Genomic DNA, 15,669 nt, shown 5'->3' with positions numbered 1-15,669 from the left:
GCTATTTTTACGCTGCCAGAAGCTGTTCCATATAGCGCAGATACCCGCACAGCCCTGTAATGATGAATATTTCCAGAAAACTGGTGATAAAGCCTGCTTCCAGGAGGAAGAGGACGGAGCAGGCTGCCATCATCCACAGGATGCCCCATGCCCTGCGAAAACGCATCCGGTCGCGGGAGCTGAGAAAGCGGAGGAAGCCAATGATACTGAAGGCCAGAAGCACAGGTGAAAAAAATGCAAGCAGCACATGGAGGTCTGCCTTCAGGGGATATTTCTCCGGCATATAGGGAATCATAACCGCCATGAGAAGAAAGGCTGCCGCTGTATACATCAGGGTCCTGCCTCCCGGATTCCTGTATCTTCCTATGTGAAAAAGATAACGGACATACACACAGTAATAGATGCCGGTGGCAAATCCCCACACCGCAAACAGCAGCTTGTTGCCGGTGCGGTTGCCCAGGACAGACAGGTTGGTACCGGTCCAGCTGTCAAAGGAAGCCAGGAATATGGTCACGCCGGGAATCAGATAAATCGTGAAGAGGTCGTATTTTCCTTGAAACCGTACATTCCGGCCCTGCATGGTCCTGCCTCCTTTATCAGATAGTCCCTGCTCTTAAATCTGTCCCGGATCGCCTGCTATCCGCATATCCGGGACAATGAGGAAGGGAGCGCGCACATCTGCTTGCGATGTGCCGCTCCCTATCATTATCTGATGAAGTGCTGACTTTTACACTTGAATCATTTTCCTTTGAAGGTATCTGACCTCCAATTATGCCATTGTTTTTAAAAGCTTTTCCACTGAGGAGAGCTTTACGCAGAGTGCAAACAGCTCGGCAGCCGTTATCAAATCCCCCAATGTGGGATAGGTGGGCGCAATGCGGATATTGCTGTCATGGGGATCCTTTCCGTAAGGATAGGTGGCTCCGGCAGATGTCATAACCACTCCTGCCTTCTTGCATCTGGCCACAATATCCTTTGCACACCCCTCCAGAGAATCAAAGGAGATAAAATATCCGCCCCTTGGCTTTGTCCACCGGCCGATTCCCAGGCCTTCCAGCTCACGCTCCAATATCTCCTCCACTGCCTCAAATTTTGGCCGGATGATGTCTGCGTGCTTTCTCATATGCTCTACCATGCCGTGGATATCCTTAAAGAAACGGGCATGGCGCAGCTGGTTTACCTTATCATGGCCAATGGTCTGGTTCTTTAACTGGGCCTTGATATCCTCCAGGTTATTGTGGGAGGTGGCAATGGCCGCAATGCCGGACCCCGGGAAGCTGATTTTGGAGGTGGAAGCAAACTTATAAACCAGGTCAGGATTTCCGGCCCTCTTGCACTCTGCCAGAATTTCAATCAAATGATCCTGGTCATGGTCATACAGGTGGTGTACGCCGTAGGCATTGTCCCAGAATATACGGAAGTCGGACGCGGCCGGCTTCAGCCTTGCAAAACGGCGGACCGTCTCGTCTGAATAGGAATAGCCCTGGGGATTGGAGTACTTGGGTACGCACCAGATTCCCTTGATGGAATCATCGGAAGCCACCAGTTCCTCCACCATATCCATATCAGGTCCATCCTCGGACATAGGTACATTGATCATCTCGATGCCGAAGTATTCTGTGATGGCAAAATGGCGGTCATATCCGGGAACCGGGCAGAGGAATTTCACCTTATCCAGCTTGCACCAGGGAGTGCATCCCATGATTCCGTGGGTCATGGCCCTGGATACGGTATCGTACATAACGTTCAGGCTGGAATTGCCGTAAATGATAATGGTGGAAGGATTCACCTCCATCATATCCGCCAGCAGTACCTTGGCCTCGTCAATTCCTGTCAGCACACCGTAATTGCGGCAGTCTGTACCGTCCTCGCAGGTAAGGTCGCTGGTGCTGCTCAGTACGTCCATCATACCCATGGAAAGGTCCAGCTGCTCCACACACGGCTTTCCCCTGGACATATCCAGCTTCAGGTCCTTTGCCTGAAACTCATGGTACTGTGCTTTCAGATCCTGGCGCAGTGAAAGCAGTTCTTCTTTAGTCATCTCTGCATATGGCTTCATAATATCCTCCTGGCTCACTATATTTTCTATAAAATGTGTCCGTCAGGCATACATCTGTCAGCCACCGGTCAACATTTTCGTACATTGTACACAAGCATACACCAATAAAAGCATTCCGTCAATACAAAATTTTCTTATATTGTCAAAAGATATACTTATGCCTTTTTCTATCTGTCTCTATCACAGCTTATACATCTCCGCCGGCAAGCAGCTCCCTTACAAGCTGGTTCACCATGGACGGATCCGCCTTTCCCTTCATCGCCTTCATGGTCTGGCCCACCAGAAATCCCATGGCCTTTTCCCTGCCGTTCCTGTAATCCTCAACAGACTGCGGATTGGCAGCCATGACCGCCTTTACGGTGTCCCGCAGGGCACCCTCATCCTTCACCACCTTAAGGCCATTTTCCTCCACATATGCCTCAGGGTCCGCATTGTGCCTGAATATCTCTTCAAACACGGTTTTGGCAACCGTCCTGTTGATGATGTTGTTTTCCACCATGCGGATAAGGGCAGCCAGATGGGAGGGGGAGAACCCCATGTCCTCCGGCTCCATCTCCTGTTCCTTCATCAAACGCATGGCTTCCACCATAAGCCAGTTGGATGCCTCCTTGGGCCGGCCGCTCAAGCGGGTGGTCTCCTCAAAGATGTCCGCCATGTGCTTGGAACTGGTGAGAAGCCTGGCATCATACTCAGGAAGCCCGTATTCCTCCTTGTACCTGGCTATTTTCTCCGTGCGCAGCTCCGGCTGGCGGGCCTTAACCCTGGCAATCCACTCATCGCTTATGACCACCGGCACCAGATCCGGATCAGGGAAATACCTGTAATCCTGGGCATCCTCCTTGGATCGCATGGCCTTGGAGCTCTCCTTGTTGTCATCCCAGCGCCGCGTCTCCTGGATTACCTGTCTGCCTTCTTCCAGCAGCTCAATCTGACGCCTGCGCTCCCCCTCTATGGCTCTGGCAATGGCCTTAAAGGAGTTCAGGTTCTTCATCTCGGTCCTGGTGCCAAACTCAGGGGCCCCCGCCTCTCTCACGGACAGGTTCACGTCCGCTCTCATGGATCCCTCCTGAAGCTTGCAGTCAGAGGCGCCCAGGTACTGGATAATCAGCCTCAGCTTCTCCAGGTAGGCTATGACTTCCTCGGCGCTGCGCATATCAGGCTCCGACACAATCTCAATCAGAGGGACTCCGCTGCGGTTGTAATCCACCAGGGAACAGTCCTCCCACTCATCATGAATCAGCTTGCCCGCATCCTCCTCCATGTGGATTTCATGGATTCCCACGCGTTTCTTAAGGCCGGACTCCGTCTCTATGTCCACCCAGCCGTCGCGGCAGACAGGCAGGTACAGCTGGGATATCTGGTAGTTCTGCGGATTATCCGGATAAAAATAGTTCTTTCTGTCAAATTTGCAGTACTGGTTAATCCGGCAGTTGGCTGCCAGCCCCACAGCCAGCGCATACTCCACCACCTGCTTATTTAACACAGGCAGGGAGCCCGGCATGCCGGTGCAGACAGGGCAGGTATGGGTATTGGGCGCTCCCCCAAACCGGGTGGAACAGCCGCAGAAAATCTTGGTTTTGGTGGCCAGCTCCACATGGACCTCCAGGCCGATAACGGTCTCATACTGTTTACTCATGGCTCCTCCTCTCTGCCCTCCCGGTCAAGGCGCCGGACGGCTCCTTGGCCTTCCCGGCAGCCAAAAGAGACAGCTTCCACTCCCGTGTTTTCTCGTAAGCATAGGCGGCCCGGATGATATTTTTTTCCTTAAAACAGTCGCCTATGAGCTGCAGTCCAATGGGAAGTCCCTTTGAATCCAGGCCGCAGGGAAGGCTGATTCCGGGAAGACCGGCCAGGTTCACGGAAATGGTATAGATATCCCCCAGATACATCTTAAGAGGATCCCCCAGGGACTGGCCTAACCGCGGGGCTGTTGACGGCGCTGCCGGCGCCAGTATGACGTCATAGGACGCAAATGCACGGTCAAATTCCTTTTTAATCAGTGCCTTTGTGCGGAGAGCCTTCAGATAATATGCGTCATAGTAGCCTGAACTCAGCACAAAGGATCCCAGCATGATGCGTCGCTTCACCTCCGGTCCGAATCCAAGGGACCGGCTCTTTTTGTACATGCTGTGAAGCCCCTCGTATTCCGGCGCCCGGTAGCCGTACTTTACACCGTCAAACCGGGACAGGTTGGAGCTGGCCTCCGCAGAAGCAATGACATAATAGGCAGGTATGGCATACTCTGCCAGCTTAAGGTCAAAGGTCTCCACAATGGCCCCCTTTTCCCCCAGCACCCTAGCTGCTTCCAGCACAGCGTCCTTCACCTCCTGGTCCAGCCCCTGCCCAAAGTAGGATTCCGGTATGCCGATGCGCATTCCTCTGACATCCTCTGACAGGGCTGAGGTGAAATCACAATCCCTCCGCTCCATGGATGTGCTGTCCTTGGGGTCATGGGAGGCCAGGACCTCCAAAACAGCGGCGCAGTCCGACACGTCCTTTGCCACAGGCCCTATCTGGTCCAGGGATGAACCATAGGCAATAAGCCCATATCTGGACACGGTCCCGTAGGTGGGCTTGATGCCCGTGACGCCGCAGAAGGAGCTGGGCTGGCGTATGGAACCGCCTGTATCAGACCCCAGGGCATAAAAGCACTCCCCGGCAGCCACCGCCGCGCAGGAACCGCCGGAGGATCCCCCCGGCACATGTTCCAGGTTCCACGGATTCCTGGTAACACCAAAGGCGGAGGTCTCCGTGGTGCTTCCCATGGCAAATTCATCCATGTTGGTCTTTCCCAGGATAACGGCTCCTGCCTGCTCCAGATTGGAAACTGCCTGGGCCGTGTAGGTGGGAATGAAATTTCCCAGTATCCTGGAACTGCAGGTGGTCCGCATTCCCTTTGTACACATGTTGTCCTTGATGGCCACCGGTACTCCGGCCAGGGGGCCTTTCAACCTTCCCGCCTCAATGTCTGCCTGGACCTTTCCGGCCTGTTCCATGGTCTTTTCTTCATTTACGGTTACAAAGGCGTGGACAGATGGCTCCATGGCCTTTATCCTAGCCAGAGATGCTTCTGCTGCCTGGACCGCAGTGATATCCCCTGACTGAATTCGTCTTCCCAGCTCCAGGGCTGTCATATCTGATATGCTCATGTTCCCATTCCTCCTATCCTACGGTCTTAGGCACTTTGAATGCTCCGTCCTTTTGCTGGGGGGCGTTGGAGAGAATCTGGTCCCTCTGGTCCGTGCCTGTGACCACATCCTCCCGGAACACGTTATGCACCGGAAATACGTGGGACATAGGCTCCACGCCCTGTGTGTCCAGTTCATTTAACTTATCTATATAATCCAGCATCCTTCCCATGTCCTTCTTTGCTTCCTCCTTTTCCTCCGGGGAAAGTTCCAGCTTTGCCAGGATGCCTACATACTCGATTGTCTCGTCACTTATGATATTTGCCATGATTTCCTGCTCCTCTCAGTCATTTTCCTGTCCCTATGGCTCCAGCCTGGTCACATCCCTTGGGAACAGTGACGCCTCCCTGACATTCTGTTCATCCAGAAGCCTCATGGTAAGGCGTTCCAGTCCAATGCCCAGGCCGCCGTGGGGCGGCATGCCGTATTTGAAAATCATAAGATAGGAAGCAATGTCCTCCGGATCCATGCCCCGCTTCTCCATCTTGGCTGTGATTTCCCTGTAATCGTGAATCCGCTGTCCGCCGGTGGTCACCTCCAGCCCCCGAAACAAAAGGTCAAAACTCAGAGTGAATCTGGGGTCTGCCGGGTCGTCCATGGCATAGAAGGGCCGTTTTTTGGAAGGGTAATGTGTGACGAACACAAAATCGCTTCCGTACTCTTCCTGGAAATACCGTCCTATGAGCAGCTCCTCCTCCGGCTCCAAATCGTAGGGGTTGCGTATCTTCCTGTCATATTTTCTTGAAACAAGTTCCTTTGCCTGGTCAAACCGGACCGCTGGAATCCGTCCCACCTCCGGCAGGGTCACACCCAGCATATCCAGCTCCTTCTTATAATCCTGCTCCAAAAGTTTCATGACATACTGGAGCATTCCCGTCTCCATATCCATCACGTCCCGGAAGCTGTCGATATACCCCATCTCGAAATCCAGGCTGGTGTATTCGTTGAGATGCCGGGTGGTATTATGTTTTTCAGCCCGGAACACAGGCGCTGCCTCAAACACCCTGTCATATACGCCCACCATGGTCTGTTTGTAAAACTGGGGACTCTGTCCCAGCTCTGCCTTCTTATTAAAATATTCCAGTTTAAATACGTTGGAGCCGCCTTCTGCTCCCCTGGCCACGATTTTAGGAGTGCGTATCTCCGTAAAATCCCTGCTTAAAAGATAATCCCTAAATCCCCTTACAATGCCTTCCTGAATCTTGAATTTGGCCCGCTCCCGCACGTTTCGCAGGGAGATGGGGCGCAGGGAAAGCTTTGCCTCCAGGGATGTGTTCAGCTTCCATTTGCTGACCGCAAGAGGCAGGGGCTCTGCAGGCCGGGACAGCACCCGGATTTCCTTTAACCGTATCTCAAAACCCTGGGGCGCCCGTTCCTCGGCCTTTACAACACCCATTACCTCCACGGCGCTCTCTTCCTTCAACTCCCTGATGTCAAAATCCGTAATCCCGGCCTCATATACACACTGCACCAGCCCCCGGGACTTGCGCAGGATGACGAAGGCCACCTCGCCCATATGGCGTATGGTATGAACAGCCCCGTTCATCCGTATTTCCTTGCCCTCATATTCCCCTTCAAGCACTTCCCTGATATCCAGGACCCTCTTCTCCTTAACTCCGTTCACAAATTCCATGGCACTCTCTCCTCGCTATGAGCACTTGACATCTGTCTTTTAGATGTCTAGTGCGATGCATGTCACTGGCACTTGGCAGGCGTATTTTGACTGCCTAGTGCAGTGATTCGCTATGAGCACTTGACATCTGTCTTTTAGATGTCTAGTACAAACTGGATTTCGGTTCCGGTTGATTTTCTTTTCCATGGACATAAGCCGGCTGTCTGGTCCACAAATAAAAAAACGCCCCGGAACACAGTAACTGCATTCCGGGACGGGATTCAATTCAGACATTTCCCGCGGTACCACCCGCATTGAGACCTGGTCCCGCAGCAGACTGCCCTGCGCTTCCAGCTCCCCTCTCTATGTACGTAACGTGTACAACGGATATACCTACTATCAGCCGTGTCCTGGCCGCTTCGATATACCAGCTCCAGAGTGTTCCCTTAGCCCAGTCCTGCCCGGCGGCGCTCTCAGTCGGTGACGCCCCCTTCCTGTCACATTTCTCAGGCCAGAGTCTCTTTCATTGCTGTTGATTATTTATTTACTAAAATAGTACATCACTGATTCAAAGTCAAGGGCAAATATTTCTCCGGGATGAATTTTAGATAATTTCACAATAAATATGTCCGTGTCTGAATATTTATTGTAACAATTGAAACTGTCTGCCGTCATTCCATAAAACGGATGGAAAGCAGGTCCCGGCATGTCATATTTTTACTCCGCTCTGCATAGACTGCAATATGGAAACTACTATACATATAAAGGAGCTCATGATGTTATCCATCCATGATTTTCATTATTCCTCCGATGCCCCCTATCCACCCATCAAAGCAGAGTCCGGGAATCCGGCCTATGCAAGGGTGATGTTGGACAACATAGGCGGGAGCAATTCAGAAATGTCCGCCATATCCCTCTATGTCTTCAACCAACTGATTACCGGATACAATCCCGATGTCAGCGCTGTATTCCACAAGGTCAGCATTGTGGAAATGCACCATCTGGAAATATTTGGCAAGCTGGCCCAGCAGCTGGGAGAGGAGCCGCGGCTGTGGACTCAGCACGGATGTAAGAAGATATACTGGTCCCCCAGCTACAACCAGTATCCCGGAGATCTGCGGACCCTGATGCGCAATGTTATCGACGGAGAAAAGGCAGCCATCAGCAAGTACCAGCACCAGATTTCCTACATACGGGATGAAAATATCACCGAAAACTTAAGGCGTATTATCCTGGATGAACGGCTGCATGTGGAAATTTTTGAAAAGGTTTACGGAGCGTATTGTTCCTGACCGCCCTTAAGCATGGCGTATATTGGTAAACTCCGATATCTCCCTGCTGACCGTGCATAAATCATCCGCATCCATGTCGTGAATGTTGTCATGCCCTGTAATCCTGGCAAATGTCTTTATCTCCTCCAGGGATACCCTGAGGAAATTAGCCACTCTCTGCGCGGCCGCGTCCTCCTTGAAGCGGCTGCGCAGTTTCTCGTCCTGGGTTGCCACTCCCACGGGACACATTCCGGTGCCGCATATGCGGTACTGCTGGCAGGCGGCTGCCATCAAAGCTGCAGAAGCAATGGCCACCGCGTCCGCTCCCATAGCCAGCGCCTTTGCAAAATCAGAGGATACCCGCAGGCCGCCCGTTATCACCAGCTGGGCCCCGCAGCCTGCCTGGTCCAGGTATTTCCTGGCCCTGTAAAGGGCGTAAATCGTGGGTACGCTGGTGGAATCCCTGATAATCTTGGGGCTGGCTCCGGTTGCCCCTCCCCTGCCGTCTATGGTAATAAAGTCAGGTCCGGCATAGACGCAGAATTCCAAATCCATCTCAATTCTTCCCGCTGCAATCTTTATGCCGATGGGCCGTCCGCCGGATACGAGGCGCAGCCTGTCCACCAGGGCCTTCAAATCCTCTTTGGTGTCAATGCCCGGAAAGCGCGACGGACTGATGACATCCTGTCCCAAGGGTTTATTCCTTATGGCCGCGATCTCCGGCGTCACCTTGCCTCCGGGCAGATGGCCTCCCATGCCCGGCTTTGTGCCCTGCCCGATTTTTATTTCAATGGCGTCTGCTTCCCTCAGGTTCTCGTCTGTCACACTGTACTGGTTTGGAACATATTCAAATATATACTTGTAGGCCGCCGCCTTCTCCTCCGGCAGTATGCCGCCCTCGCCGGAGCACATGGCTGTGCGGGCCATGGCGCTTCCCCTGGACAGCGCTGTCTTTGTTTCCCTGGAAAGTGCTCCAAAGGACATGTGGGAAATATAAACCGGATGGTCCAGCACCATGGGCTTGGCCGCATGTTTTCCTATAATGGTTTCTGTTTTTACCGGAGCATGTTCATCAAGCGGCATGGGGTTCAGCTGGGCCCCCAGAAACAGGATGTCATCCCAGCCCGGCATGGGCATCTGGGTTCCCATGGCTGCAATGATGGACTGTCCCTTTACAGCCATCTCATGAATTTCGTCCATATAGCGGGCATCGGTCTGTGTCCTGGCATACTCAGGATCATAGGCAGCAGCCTCCCCTGTACTGCCGCCGCAGTCCTGGCATGTTTCCCGGGTTCCGTCTTTTTTAACGGGCTTCTCCTTTTCTCTGTCCGGAGCCTTGGCGCCGGCCCCTCCATCCTCTGCCTTCACCAGCTTATCGGCTGTGACCATGCACACGGGACAGACTTTTAAATCAGATACAGGAACTCCCTCCTTCTCCTCATCATAAATTGAACCACAGAATCTGCAACGATATACTGCCATTATGTTTCCCCCTTCTCTAAATCATTGTCAATAATAGTAATTATTACTGTTTTAAATATAGCACAAACAACCCGCAATGTCCAGCGTTTTATGCCCCTATATGTCATTGACTTACCATAATAAGTAATGTTACAATATCTTTTATGCACAAACGAGAAAGGAAGTCGCACTACATGTCACAAGAAAACAAAATGGGCGTTATGCCCATTAATAAGCTGCTTATATCCATGTCCCTGCCCATGATTATCTCCATGCTGGTGCAGGCCCTGTACAACATCGTGGACAGCGTGTTTGTATCCATGATAAACCAGGCTGCCCTGACTGCGGTGTCCATGGCATTTCCCATCCAGAACCTGCTGATTGCAGTATCCGCCGGAACCTGTGTGGGCGTCAACGCCCTGCTGTCCCGTTCCCTGGGAGAAAAAAATTCAAAGGCGGCCAATCTGGCTGCTGCCAACGGCCTGTTTTTGGCCTTCTTAAGCTTCCTGGCCTTTGCAGTATTCGGCCTGTTCGGATCCAGGCTGTTTTTTGAAAGCCAGACAAACAACCCGGTCATCATTGAATACGGCGTACAATATCTCCAGATTGTCTGCATTTTCTGCTTCGGGCTTTTTGGGGAAATGATGTTCGAGCGGATTCTCCAGTCCACGGGCCAGACTTTTTACTGTATGATTACACAGGGCACCGGGGCCATCATCAATATTATACTGGACCCCATTCTTATCTTCGGCCTGTTTGGAGTGCCGAAAATGGGAATCCAGGGAGCTGCCGCAGCCACTGTATTCGGCCAGATTGTGGCCATGTTCCTGGCCCTCATCCTGAACCACTCCAAAAACAAGGAGGTACGGATTAATTTCCGTTCGTTCACCCCTAACTGGAGAACTATTTCCATTATCTACCAGGTAGGCGTTCCTTCGATTATCATGCAGTCCATCAGCTCTGTCATGACCTTTGGAATGAATAAAATCCTGATTGGTTTTTCCGAGACAGCCGTAGCCGTATTCGGAGTATATTTCAAGCTTCAAAGCTTTATCTTCATGCCTATATTCGGACTGAACAACGGCATGATACCCATTGTGGCCTACAACTACGGGGCCCGCAGTAAAAAGCGCATCATGGAAACGGTCTGGCTGAGCATCGGCATTGCAGTGGGCATCATGCTCATCGGACTGATGGTGTTCCACCTTATGACGCCCCAGCTGCTCATGCTCTTCCAGGCAGACGAGGAGATGCTAGCCATCGGCGTTCCCGCCCTGCGGATTATCAGCCTCAGCTTTCTGTTCGCAGGATACTGCATCATCGTGGGATCCGTGTTCCAGGCCCTGGGCAACGGCGTATACAGCCTGATTATATCCGTGGCCAGACAGCTTGTATGTATCCTCCCCCTGGCCTGGTTTTTTGCCCGGACCTTTGGACTGCATGCAGTGTGGCTCTCCCTGCCTCTGGCTGAAATCACCTCTGTGGTGCTCAGCTCCATCCTGTTCCGCAAGATTTATCTGGATAAGATAAAGCCCCTGGGACAGGCGGCTGCCTGACGGATGCCGGCTGCTGATTTATGTTTGGCTCACCCATATACGAAACGGGCTGTCCGGGAACAGATTATATTCCCGAACAGCCCGTTTGCCGTCCTGATCTTACTGCCTACTCTGCCGCATAATTCAATCTCACCGTAATATTGGCAGTCTTATACCGGGAGCTGGTGTCCAGGTACCCGTCGTAGCTGTAGGATTCCGACCCGGAATTCTTTGCCGTAATCTGGAACACGCCCAGAGTGGCGCTTAACAGCTTTCCCGCCTTTGCCCCTGAACCGGCAGACATGATGTCAATGCGCTCCTTTGCATTGGCAGTGGCCTTCTCAATCAAGTCCAGCTTCACCTCATCCAGCTTGGTATAATAATACTCCGGCAGCTCAGACTCAAACTCCACCCCTGATTCGATCAGCTTAGTGATATCCCTGGAGATATTCTCCACCTTGTCAATATCATAGGATGAAACCGTCAGACTCTGGGTCAGGTCATATCCGTCCGGCTCATCTCCCAGATACTTGCCCTCCTCATCGTATCTGGATGTATAGGTCTGGGAAATATTCACGGAACTGAATATCATCTCGTCATCCGCCACCTGGTTTTCCTCCAGATACTGTCTCACCAGTTCCGCATCCTTCTTGATGATGGCGTAGGCATCCCTGGGCGTATCGCCGTGGACAGAAAAGCTGCCTCTCCACACAATCAAATCCGACTCAAAATCACAGCTGGCAGAACCGGTTGCCGTGATTCCGCTTCCCCCGCCGCTCTTCTTATAATCCACCAGTCCGCCTGTAAAGATGCTGACGCAGATAATGGCGCTGAGTGCCGCGATGACTGCGATAATCACAGACCTGCCCTGAGCCATGAAGCCTGTCTTTTCTTTTTTCTCCTTGTTCTCTTCCAATCTCTCACAAACCTCCTTTTATATACATGTTCCTGCAAACCTGCACGCCCGGCGCAGGATGTGGTGGTTTTAGTATAGCATGTAAAAGGAGGAAGAGACCTGACGGCTTTCTTAATATTTACGGTCAAAATAGCAGGAAGCAGAAAACAGGCGCTGTATCACTCCCCTAGCAGGACATCCAGCCGTTTCAGGGCCTCTATGTATATCACCATGGCATTGGTAAGGTTTTCAATCTTCACACACTCATCCGGCTGGTGACCGCCGCCGCGGCCCGGAGGGCAGGGCTTTTTCTGTCCTCTGATGCCCGGCCCAAAGGCGACCGCGTTAGGCAGTCTCCTGGCATAGGTGCCGCCGCCCATGGAATAAGCCTTTGTCTCTGTCCCCAGCACCTGGCGGCACAGGGCGGTCAGCTCTTTTACCACCGGGCTTTCCGGATCAATGACACAGGGCGGGTTATCCCGGCTCCAGTCCAGAATCCATCCGTACTTTCCGGCTTGTGCGCTCATCTGCTTTACCAGTGCTTCCGCGCCGGCAGTCACCGGATAACGGATATTAAAGTTCTGGATGAACCGTCCTCTCTCTGTCCTGGCCATGCCTCCCACCAGGGTAAGACTGCCGGACAGCCCATCCTCAAAGGCAATGCCCATACCTTCCCCGTAATAATCAGCAAATCCCTGGTCCAGGAACCGGAAGCAGGCTTGTTCCTCCTCTGTCAGGAAGGGGGCTTTGGCCAGCATATGGGCCAGCTTCACCGCCGCGCTGTCAGAACCCTCGGGAAAGGCGGCATGTGCTGTTTTCCCGGCAGCCTTTATAACAATCTGGCTGCCGCCCTCTACGGTAAAATCCTGGAGGTTATCAAGGCTGTCCACATAATCCCGGACCGCATCGCAGCTTGTCCGGCTCAGCCATACCCGTGCCTCTGCCGGAACCGCATTGGACGCCACTCCGGCCGAAAAACCGGTCACATGGCCCTCCGGTATGGCGCATGAAAATTCCCCTTCCAGGATTCCCTTTTCCCCGTAACACACTGGAAATGAGGCATCCGGAGTAAAGGAAAATTCCGGCGCAGGATAATGGGAGGTATAGTACTCAATGTCCTCCATCCCCCGCTCTTCACTGCATCCCAGATACAGCCGTATGGTGTGTTCCAGCGGGACTTCCTGTTCTTTCAGATATTTCATGCTGTAGAGCGCGGCAGCGGCAGGCCCCTTATTGTCCGCGCTTCCCCGACCGTACAGCCAACCGTCCTTTATCACAGGTTTGTAGGGCTCTGTCGTCCATCCGTTTCCCTCATGCACCACATCCAGATGGACAAAAATGCCTATTTCCTGTCCTGTCCGGCCCGGCATGAGAATACTTCCGCAGCGGTAATCATGGTTTTCCGTCTCAAAGCCCATTTGCTTCCCTATCTCCAACGCTTTGTCCAATACCATGGCGCAGCCCTCCCCGTAGGGATGCTCTCTTGTTCCCGGTTCGCTGACACTGCGTATTTTCATGAGCTCCATGGCAGTATCCAGCATATTTTCTCTCTGGGACAATACCCATTCTTTTACATCCATATCCTTATTTTCCTCTATTCATAGCAGTTCAGACGGCACATCATCCTGCCGTCTGAATTTCTGCTTTTATTCATCATACAGATGACAGGCCACAAAATGCCTGTCCCCCACATCCTTTAATTCCGGCACCTGAACACGGCATTTTTCCGTTGCATACCGGCATCTGGTGTGGAACCTGCAGCCCTGGGGCGGGTTAAAGGGGCTCGGCACATCCCCCTCCAGGTGAATTTTGTTGTACTCAATATCCATATCCGGAATCGGGATAGCCGAGAGAAGGGCCTGGGTGTAGGGATGTTTTGCGTCTTCATACAGCGCCTTCTTGTCTGCTATTTCCATCACATTTCCCAGATACATGACCATGATCCGGTCACAGATATACCGCACCACGCTCAGGTCATGGGAAATGAACAGGTAGGTCAGGTCCAGCTCCTTCTGAAGATCCATCATCAGGTTTAACACCTGGGCCCGGACCGATACGTCCAGGGCTGATACAGGCTCATCGCACACCACGAATCTTGGGTTGAGCACCAGGGCCCTGGCAATAACGATTCTCTGCCGCTGGCCGCCGGAGAACTCATGGGGATAGCGGTTCATGAATTCCAGCGGAAGCCCCACCTTATCCATAATTTCAATCACCCTGGCTTCCTTTTCCTCCTTTGAACCCATGGCAAATACATCCAGCGGGGCGCAAATCAGCTCCCTGACCGTCATACGCGGATTCAGCGAGGAATAGGGGTCCTGAAATATAATCTGGAGCTCCCTGCGCATCTGGCGCATCTCTTCTCTGCCGTATTCCGCCAGATTCTTTCCCCTGTAAACCACCTGTCCCTCCGTGGGTTCATGAAGGCGCAGTATGGTCCTGCCCAGGGTGGACTTGCCGCAGCCCGACTCCCCCACCACGCCCAGGGTTTCCCCGTACTCCATGGAAAAGCTGACTCCGTCCAGGGCCTTTACCGCCCGCGGTTCCCTGCCCCTGCGCTTCTTGCCGGAGAAAAAGTATTTTTTTAAATTTCTGACTTCCAGAATTGTCTCGTTGCCGCTCATACCTTTTCCTCCTTAAGATTCTCATACTTCCAGCAGCTCACCTTGTGGCCGTCATCCGTGATATACACCGGCGGCTGGTGCTCCCTGCATTTGTCCATGGCCTGGAGGCACCGGGCGCAGAACCTGCATCCCTTTGGCATCCTGTCCAGGGACGGCACCGTACCGTCAATGGAAAACAGGCGGTCCAAATCCTTGTCAAGGCGGGGGATGGAGGCCAGAAGGCCCTGTGTATAAGGATGCATGGCCTCCTTGAATATCTGTCTGGCGCTTCCGTACTCCATGACCTTGCCCGCGTACATGACCATGATGTAGTCAGCCATCTCAGCCACCACTCCCATATCATGGGTGATAAGGATAATGGAAGCATTGATGTTCTTCTTCAGCTCCACCATCAGGTCGATAATCTGGGCCTGGATGGTTACGTCCAGCGCCGTTGTGGGCTCATCCGCTATCAGTAGGGATGGACTGCAGGACAATGCCATGGCAATCATAACCCTCTGCCTCATTCCCCCTGACAGCTGATGGGGGAATTCCTTCAGCCTCTGCTCAGGAGAAGAGACACCAACCTTTGTAAGGATATCCAGGGCCTGCTTTTTTATCTCGTCCTTTGAAAGACTGCTGTGTACGGAAATGGTTTCCTCCAGCTGCCTTCCTATGGTGAGCACAGGATTTAAGGATGTCATGGAGTCCTGGAATATCATGGAAATCTCCCTGCCTCTTATCCGGCACATTTCCTTATTCCCTTTTTTGGCAATATCCTCGCCCTTATAAAGGATTTCACCGCCTGCCACAGAACCCACTGCATGGGGAAGCAGCTGCAGGATGGACAGGGAGGTGACGCTCTTGCCGCAGCCGGACTCCCCTACAATACCCAGGGTATCGCCCTGGTTTACGGAAAAGCTCACATCGTCCACAGCAGTCACGGTCCCCCTCTTGGTCCTGAACTGTGTCTTTAAATGTTTAACCTCTAATAATGGCTGTGCCATATTCTACCTCCTCTGCAGGGCCGGCACCGGGAATATCC

The 15,669-nt window shown here is 52.7% G+C and carries 13 protein-coding genes; 2 read left to right on the top strand and 11 right to left on the bottom strand.

Annotation, left to right across the window (positions count from 1 at the left end):
- Window positions 1-7: 7 nt before the first annotated feature.
- From LI015_RS04175 to aspS, 6 genes are all read right to left on the bottom strand, one after another.
- Window positions 8-580, bottom strand: a complete 573-nt coding sequence (locus LI015_RS04175) for a hypothetical protein (RefSeq protein ID WP_002568479.1) — start codon at window positions 578-580, stop codon at window positions 8-10.
- Between the two features lie 189 nt (window positions 581-769).
- Window positions 770-2,059, bottom strand: coding sequence for a GntR family transcriptional regulator (locus LI015_RS04170; RefSeq protein ID WP_002568480.1), 1,290 nt, complete (start codon window positions 2,057-2,059; stop codon window positions 770-772).
- Window positions 2,060-2,246: 187 nt separating this feature from the next.
- Window positions 2,247-3,695, bottom strand: a complete 1,449-nt coding sequence (gene gatB, locus LI015_RS04165) for an Asp-tRNA(Asn)/Glu-tRNA(Gln) amidotransferase subunit GatB (protein WP_227124206.1) — start codon at window positions 3,693-3,695, stop codon at window positions 2,247-2,249.
- The gene (gatA, locus tag LI015_RS04160) at window positions 3,688-5,208 is read right to left on the bottom strand and encodes an Asp-tRNA(Asn)/Glu-tRNA(Gln) amidotransferase subunit GatA (RefSeq protein ID WP_002568482.1); all 1,521 of its coding nucleotides are present in this window, start codon (window positions 5,206-5,208) and stop codon (window positions 3,688-3,690) included. Before gatA ends, gatB begins: the two co-directional genes overlap by 8 nt.
- 13 nt (window positions 5,209-5,221) lie before the next feature.
- Window positions 5,222-5,515, bottom strand: coding sequence for an Asp-tRNA(Asn)/Glu-tRNA(Gln) amidotransferase subunit GatC (gene gatC / locus LI015_RS04155; protein ID WP_002568483.1), 294 nt, complete (start codon window positions 5,513-5,515; stop codon window positions 5,222-5,224).
- 33 nt (window positions 5,516-5,548) lie between these two features.
- Entirely contained in the window at window positions 5,549-6,880 is a 1,332-nt protein-coding gene (gene aspS, locus LI015_RS04150; RefSeq protein WP_227124205.1) for an aspartate--tRNA(Asn) ligase, read from the bottom strand.
- A gap of 755 nt (window positions 6,881-7,635) precedes the next feature.
- Between aspS and LI015_RS04145 the strand changes: the two genes are divergently transcribed.
- Window positions 7,636-8,151, top strand: coding sequence for a ferritin-like domain-containing protein (locus LI015_RS04145; RefSeq protein WP_118019583.1), 516 nt, complete (start codon window positions 7,636-7,638; stop codon window positions 8,149-8,151).
- Window positions 8,152-8,157: 6 nt separating this feature from the next.
- Here LI015_RS04145 and LI015_RS04140 read toward each other — a convergent pair whose 3' ends face one another.
- Window positions 8,158-9,612 (bottom strand): glutamate synthase-related protein, encoded by a 1,455-nt coding sequence (locus LI015_RS04140; protein ID WP_227124204.1) that lies wholly within the window; start codon window positions 9,610-9,612, stop codon window positions 8,158-8,160.
- A gap of 173 nt (window positions 9,613-9,785) precedes the next feature.
- Here LI015_RS04140 and LI015_RS04135 point away from each other — a divergent pair, with 173 nt between their 5' ends.
- Window positions 9,786-11,147 carry an MATE family efflux transporter gene (locus LI015_RS04135; protein ID WP_002568488.1) on the top strand — a complete coding sequence of 454 codons (1,362 nt, stop codon included), beginning with the start codon at window positions 9,786-9,788 and terminating at the stop codon, window positions 11,145-11,147.
- A gap of 106 nt (window positions 11,148-11,253) precedes the next feature.
- Here LI015_RS04135 and LI015_RS04130 read toward each other — a convergent pair whose 3' ends face one another.
- From LI015_RS04130 to LI015_RS04115, 4 genes are all read right to left on the bottom strand, one after another.
- A complete protein-coding gene (locus LI015_RS04130) occupies window positions 11,254-12,042 on the bottom strand; it encodes an SIMPL domain-containing protein (RefSeq protein WP_002568489.1) in 789 nt (262 codons plus the stop codon).
- Window positions 12,043-12,200: 158 nt separating this feature from the next.
- The gene (locus LI015_RS04125) at window positions 12,201-13,601 is read right to left on the bottom strand and encodes a Sapep family Mn(2+)-dependent dipeptidase (RefSeq protein WP_227124203.1); all 1,401 of its coding nucleotides are present in this window, start codon (window positions 13,599-13,601) and stop codon (window positions 12,201-12,203) included.
- A 66-nt stretch (window positions 13,602-13,667) separates the two neighbouring features.
- The gene (locus tag LI015_RS04120) at window positions 13,668-14,645 is read right to left on the bottom strand and encodes an ABC transporter ATP-binding protein (protein ID WP_002572053.1); all 978 of its coding nucleotides are present in this window, start codon (window positions 14,643-14,645) and stop codon (window positions 13,668-13,670) included.
- On the bottom strand, window positions 14,642-15,631 hold the full coding sequence (locus tag LI015_RS04115) for an ABC transporter ATP-binding protein (RefSeq protein WP_002568492.1): 990 nt from the start codon (window positions 15,629-15,631) through the stop codon (window positions 14,642-14,644). The genes LI015_RS04120 and LI015_RS04115 overlap by 4 nt, the downstream gene beginning before the upstream one ends.
- Window positions 15,632-15,669 lie beyond the last annotated feature (38 nt).

This window comes from Enterocloster sp. 210928-DFI.2.20 (assembly GCF_020554465.1).
In the GTDB taxonomy this organism is placed as follows: domain Bacteria; phylum Bacillota; class Clostridia; order Lachnospirales; family Lachnospiraceae; genus Enterocloster; species Enterocloster bolteae.
Note: the sequence above shows the minus strand (reverse complement) of the source record. Positions and strands in the feature narration are given on the sequence as shown.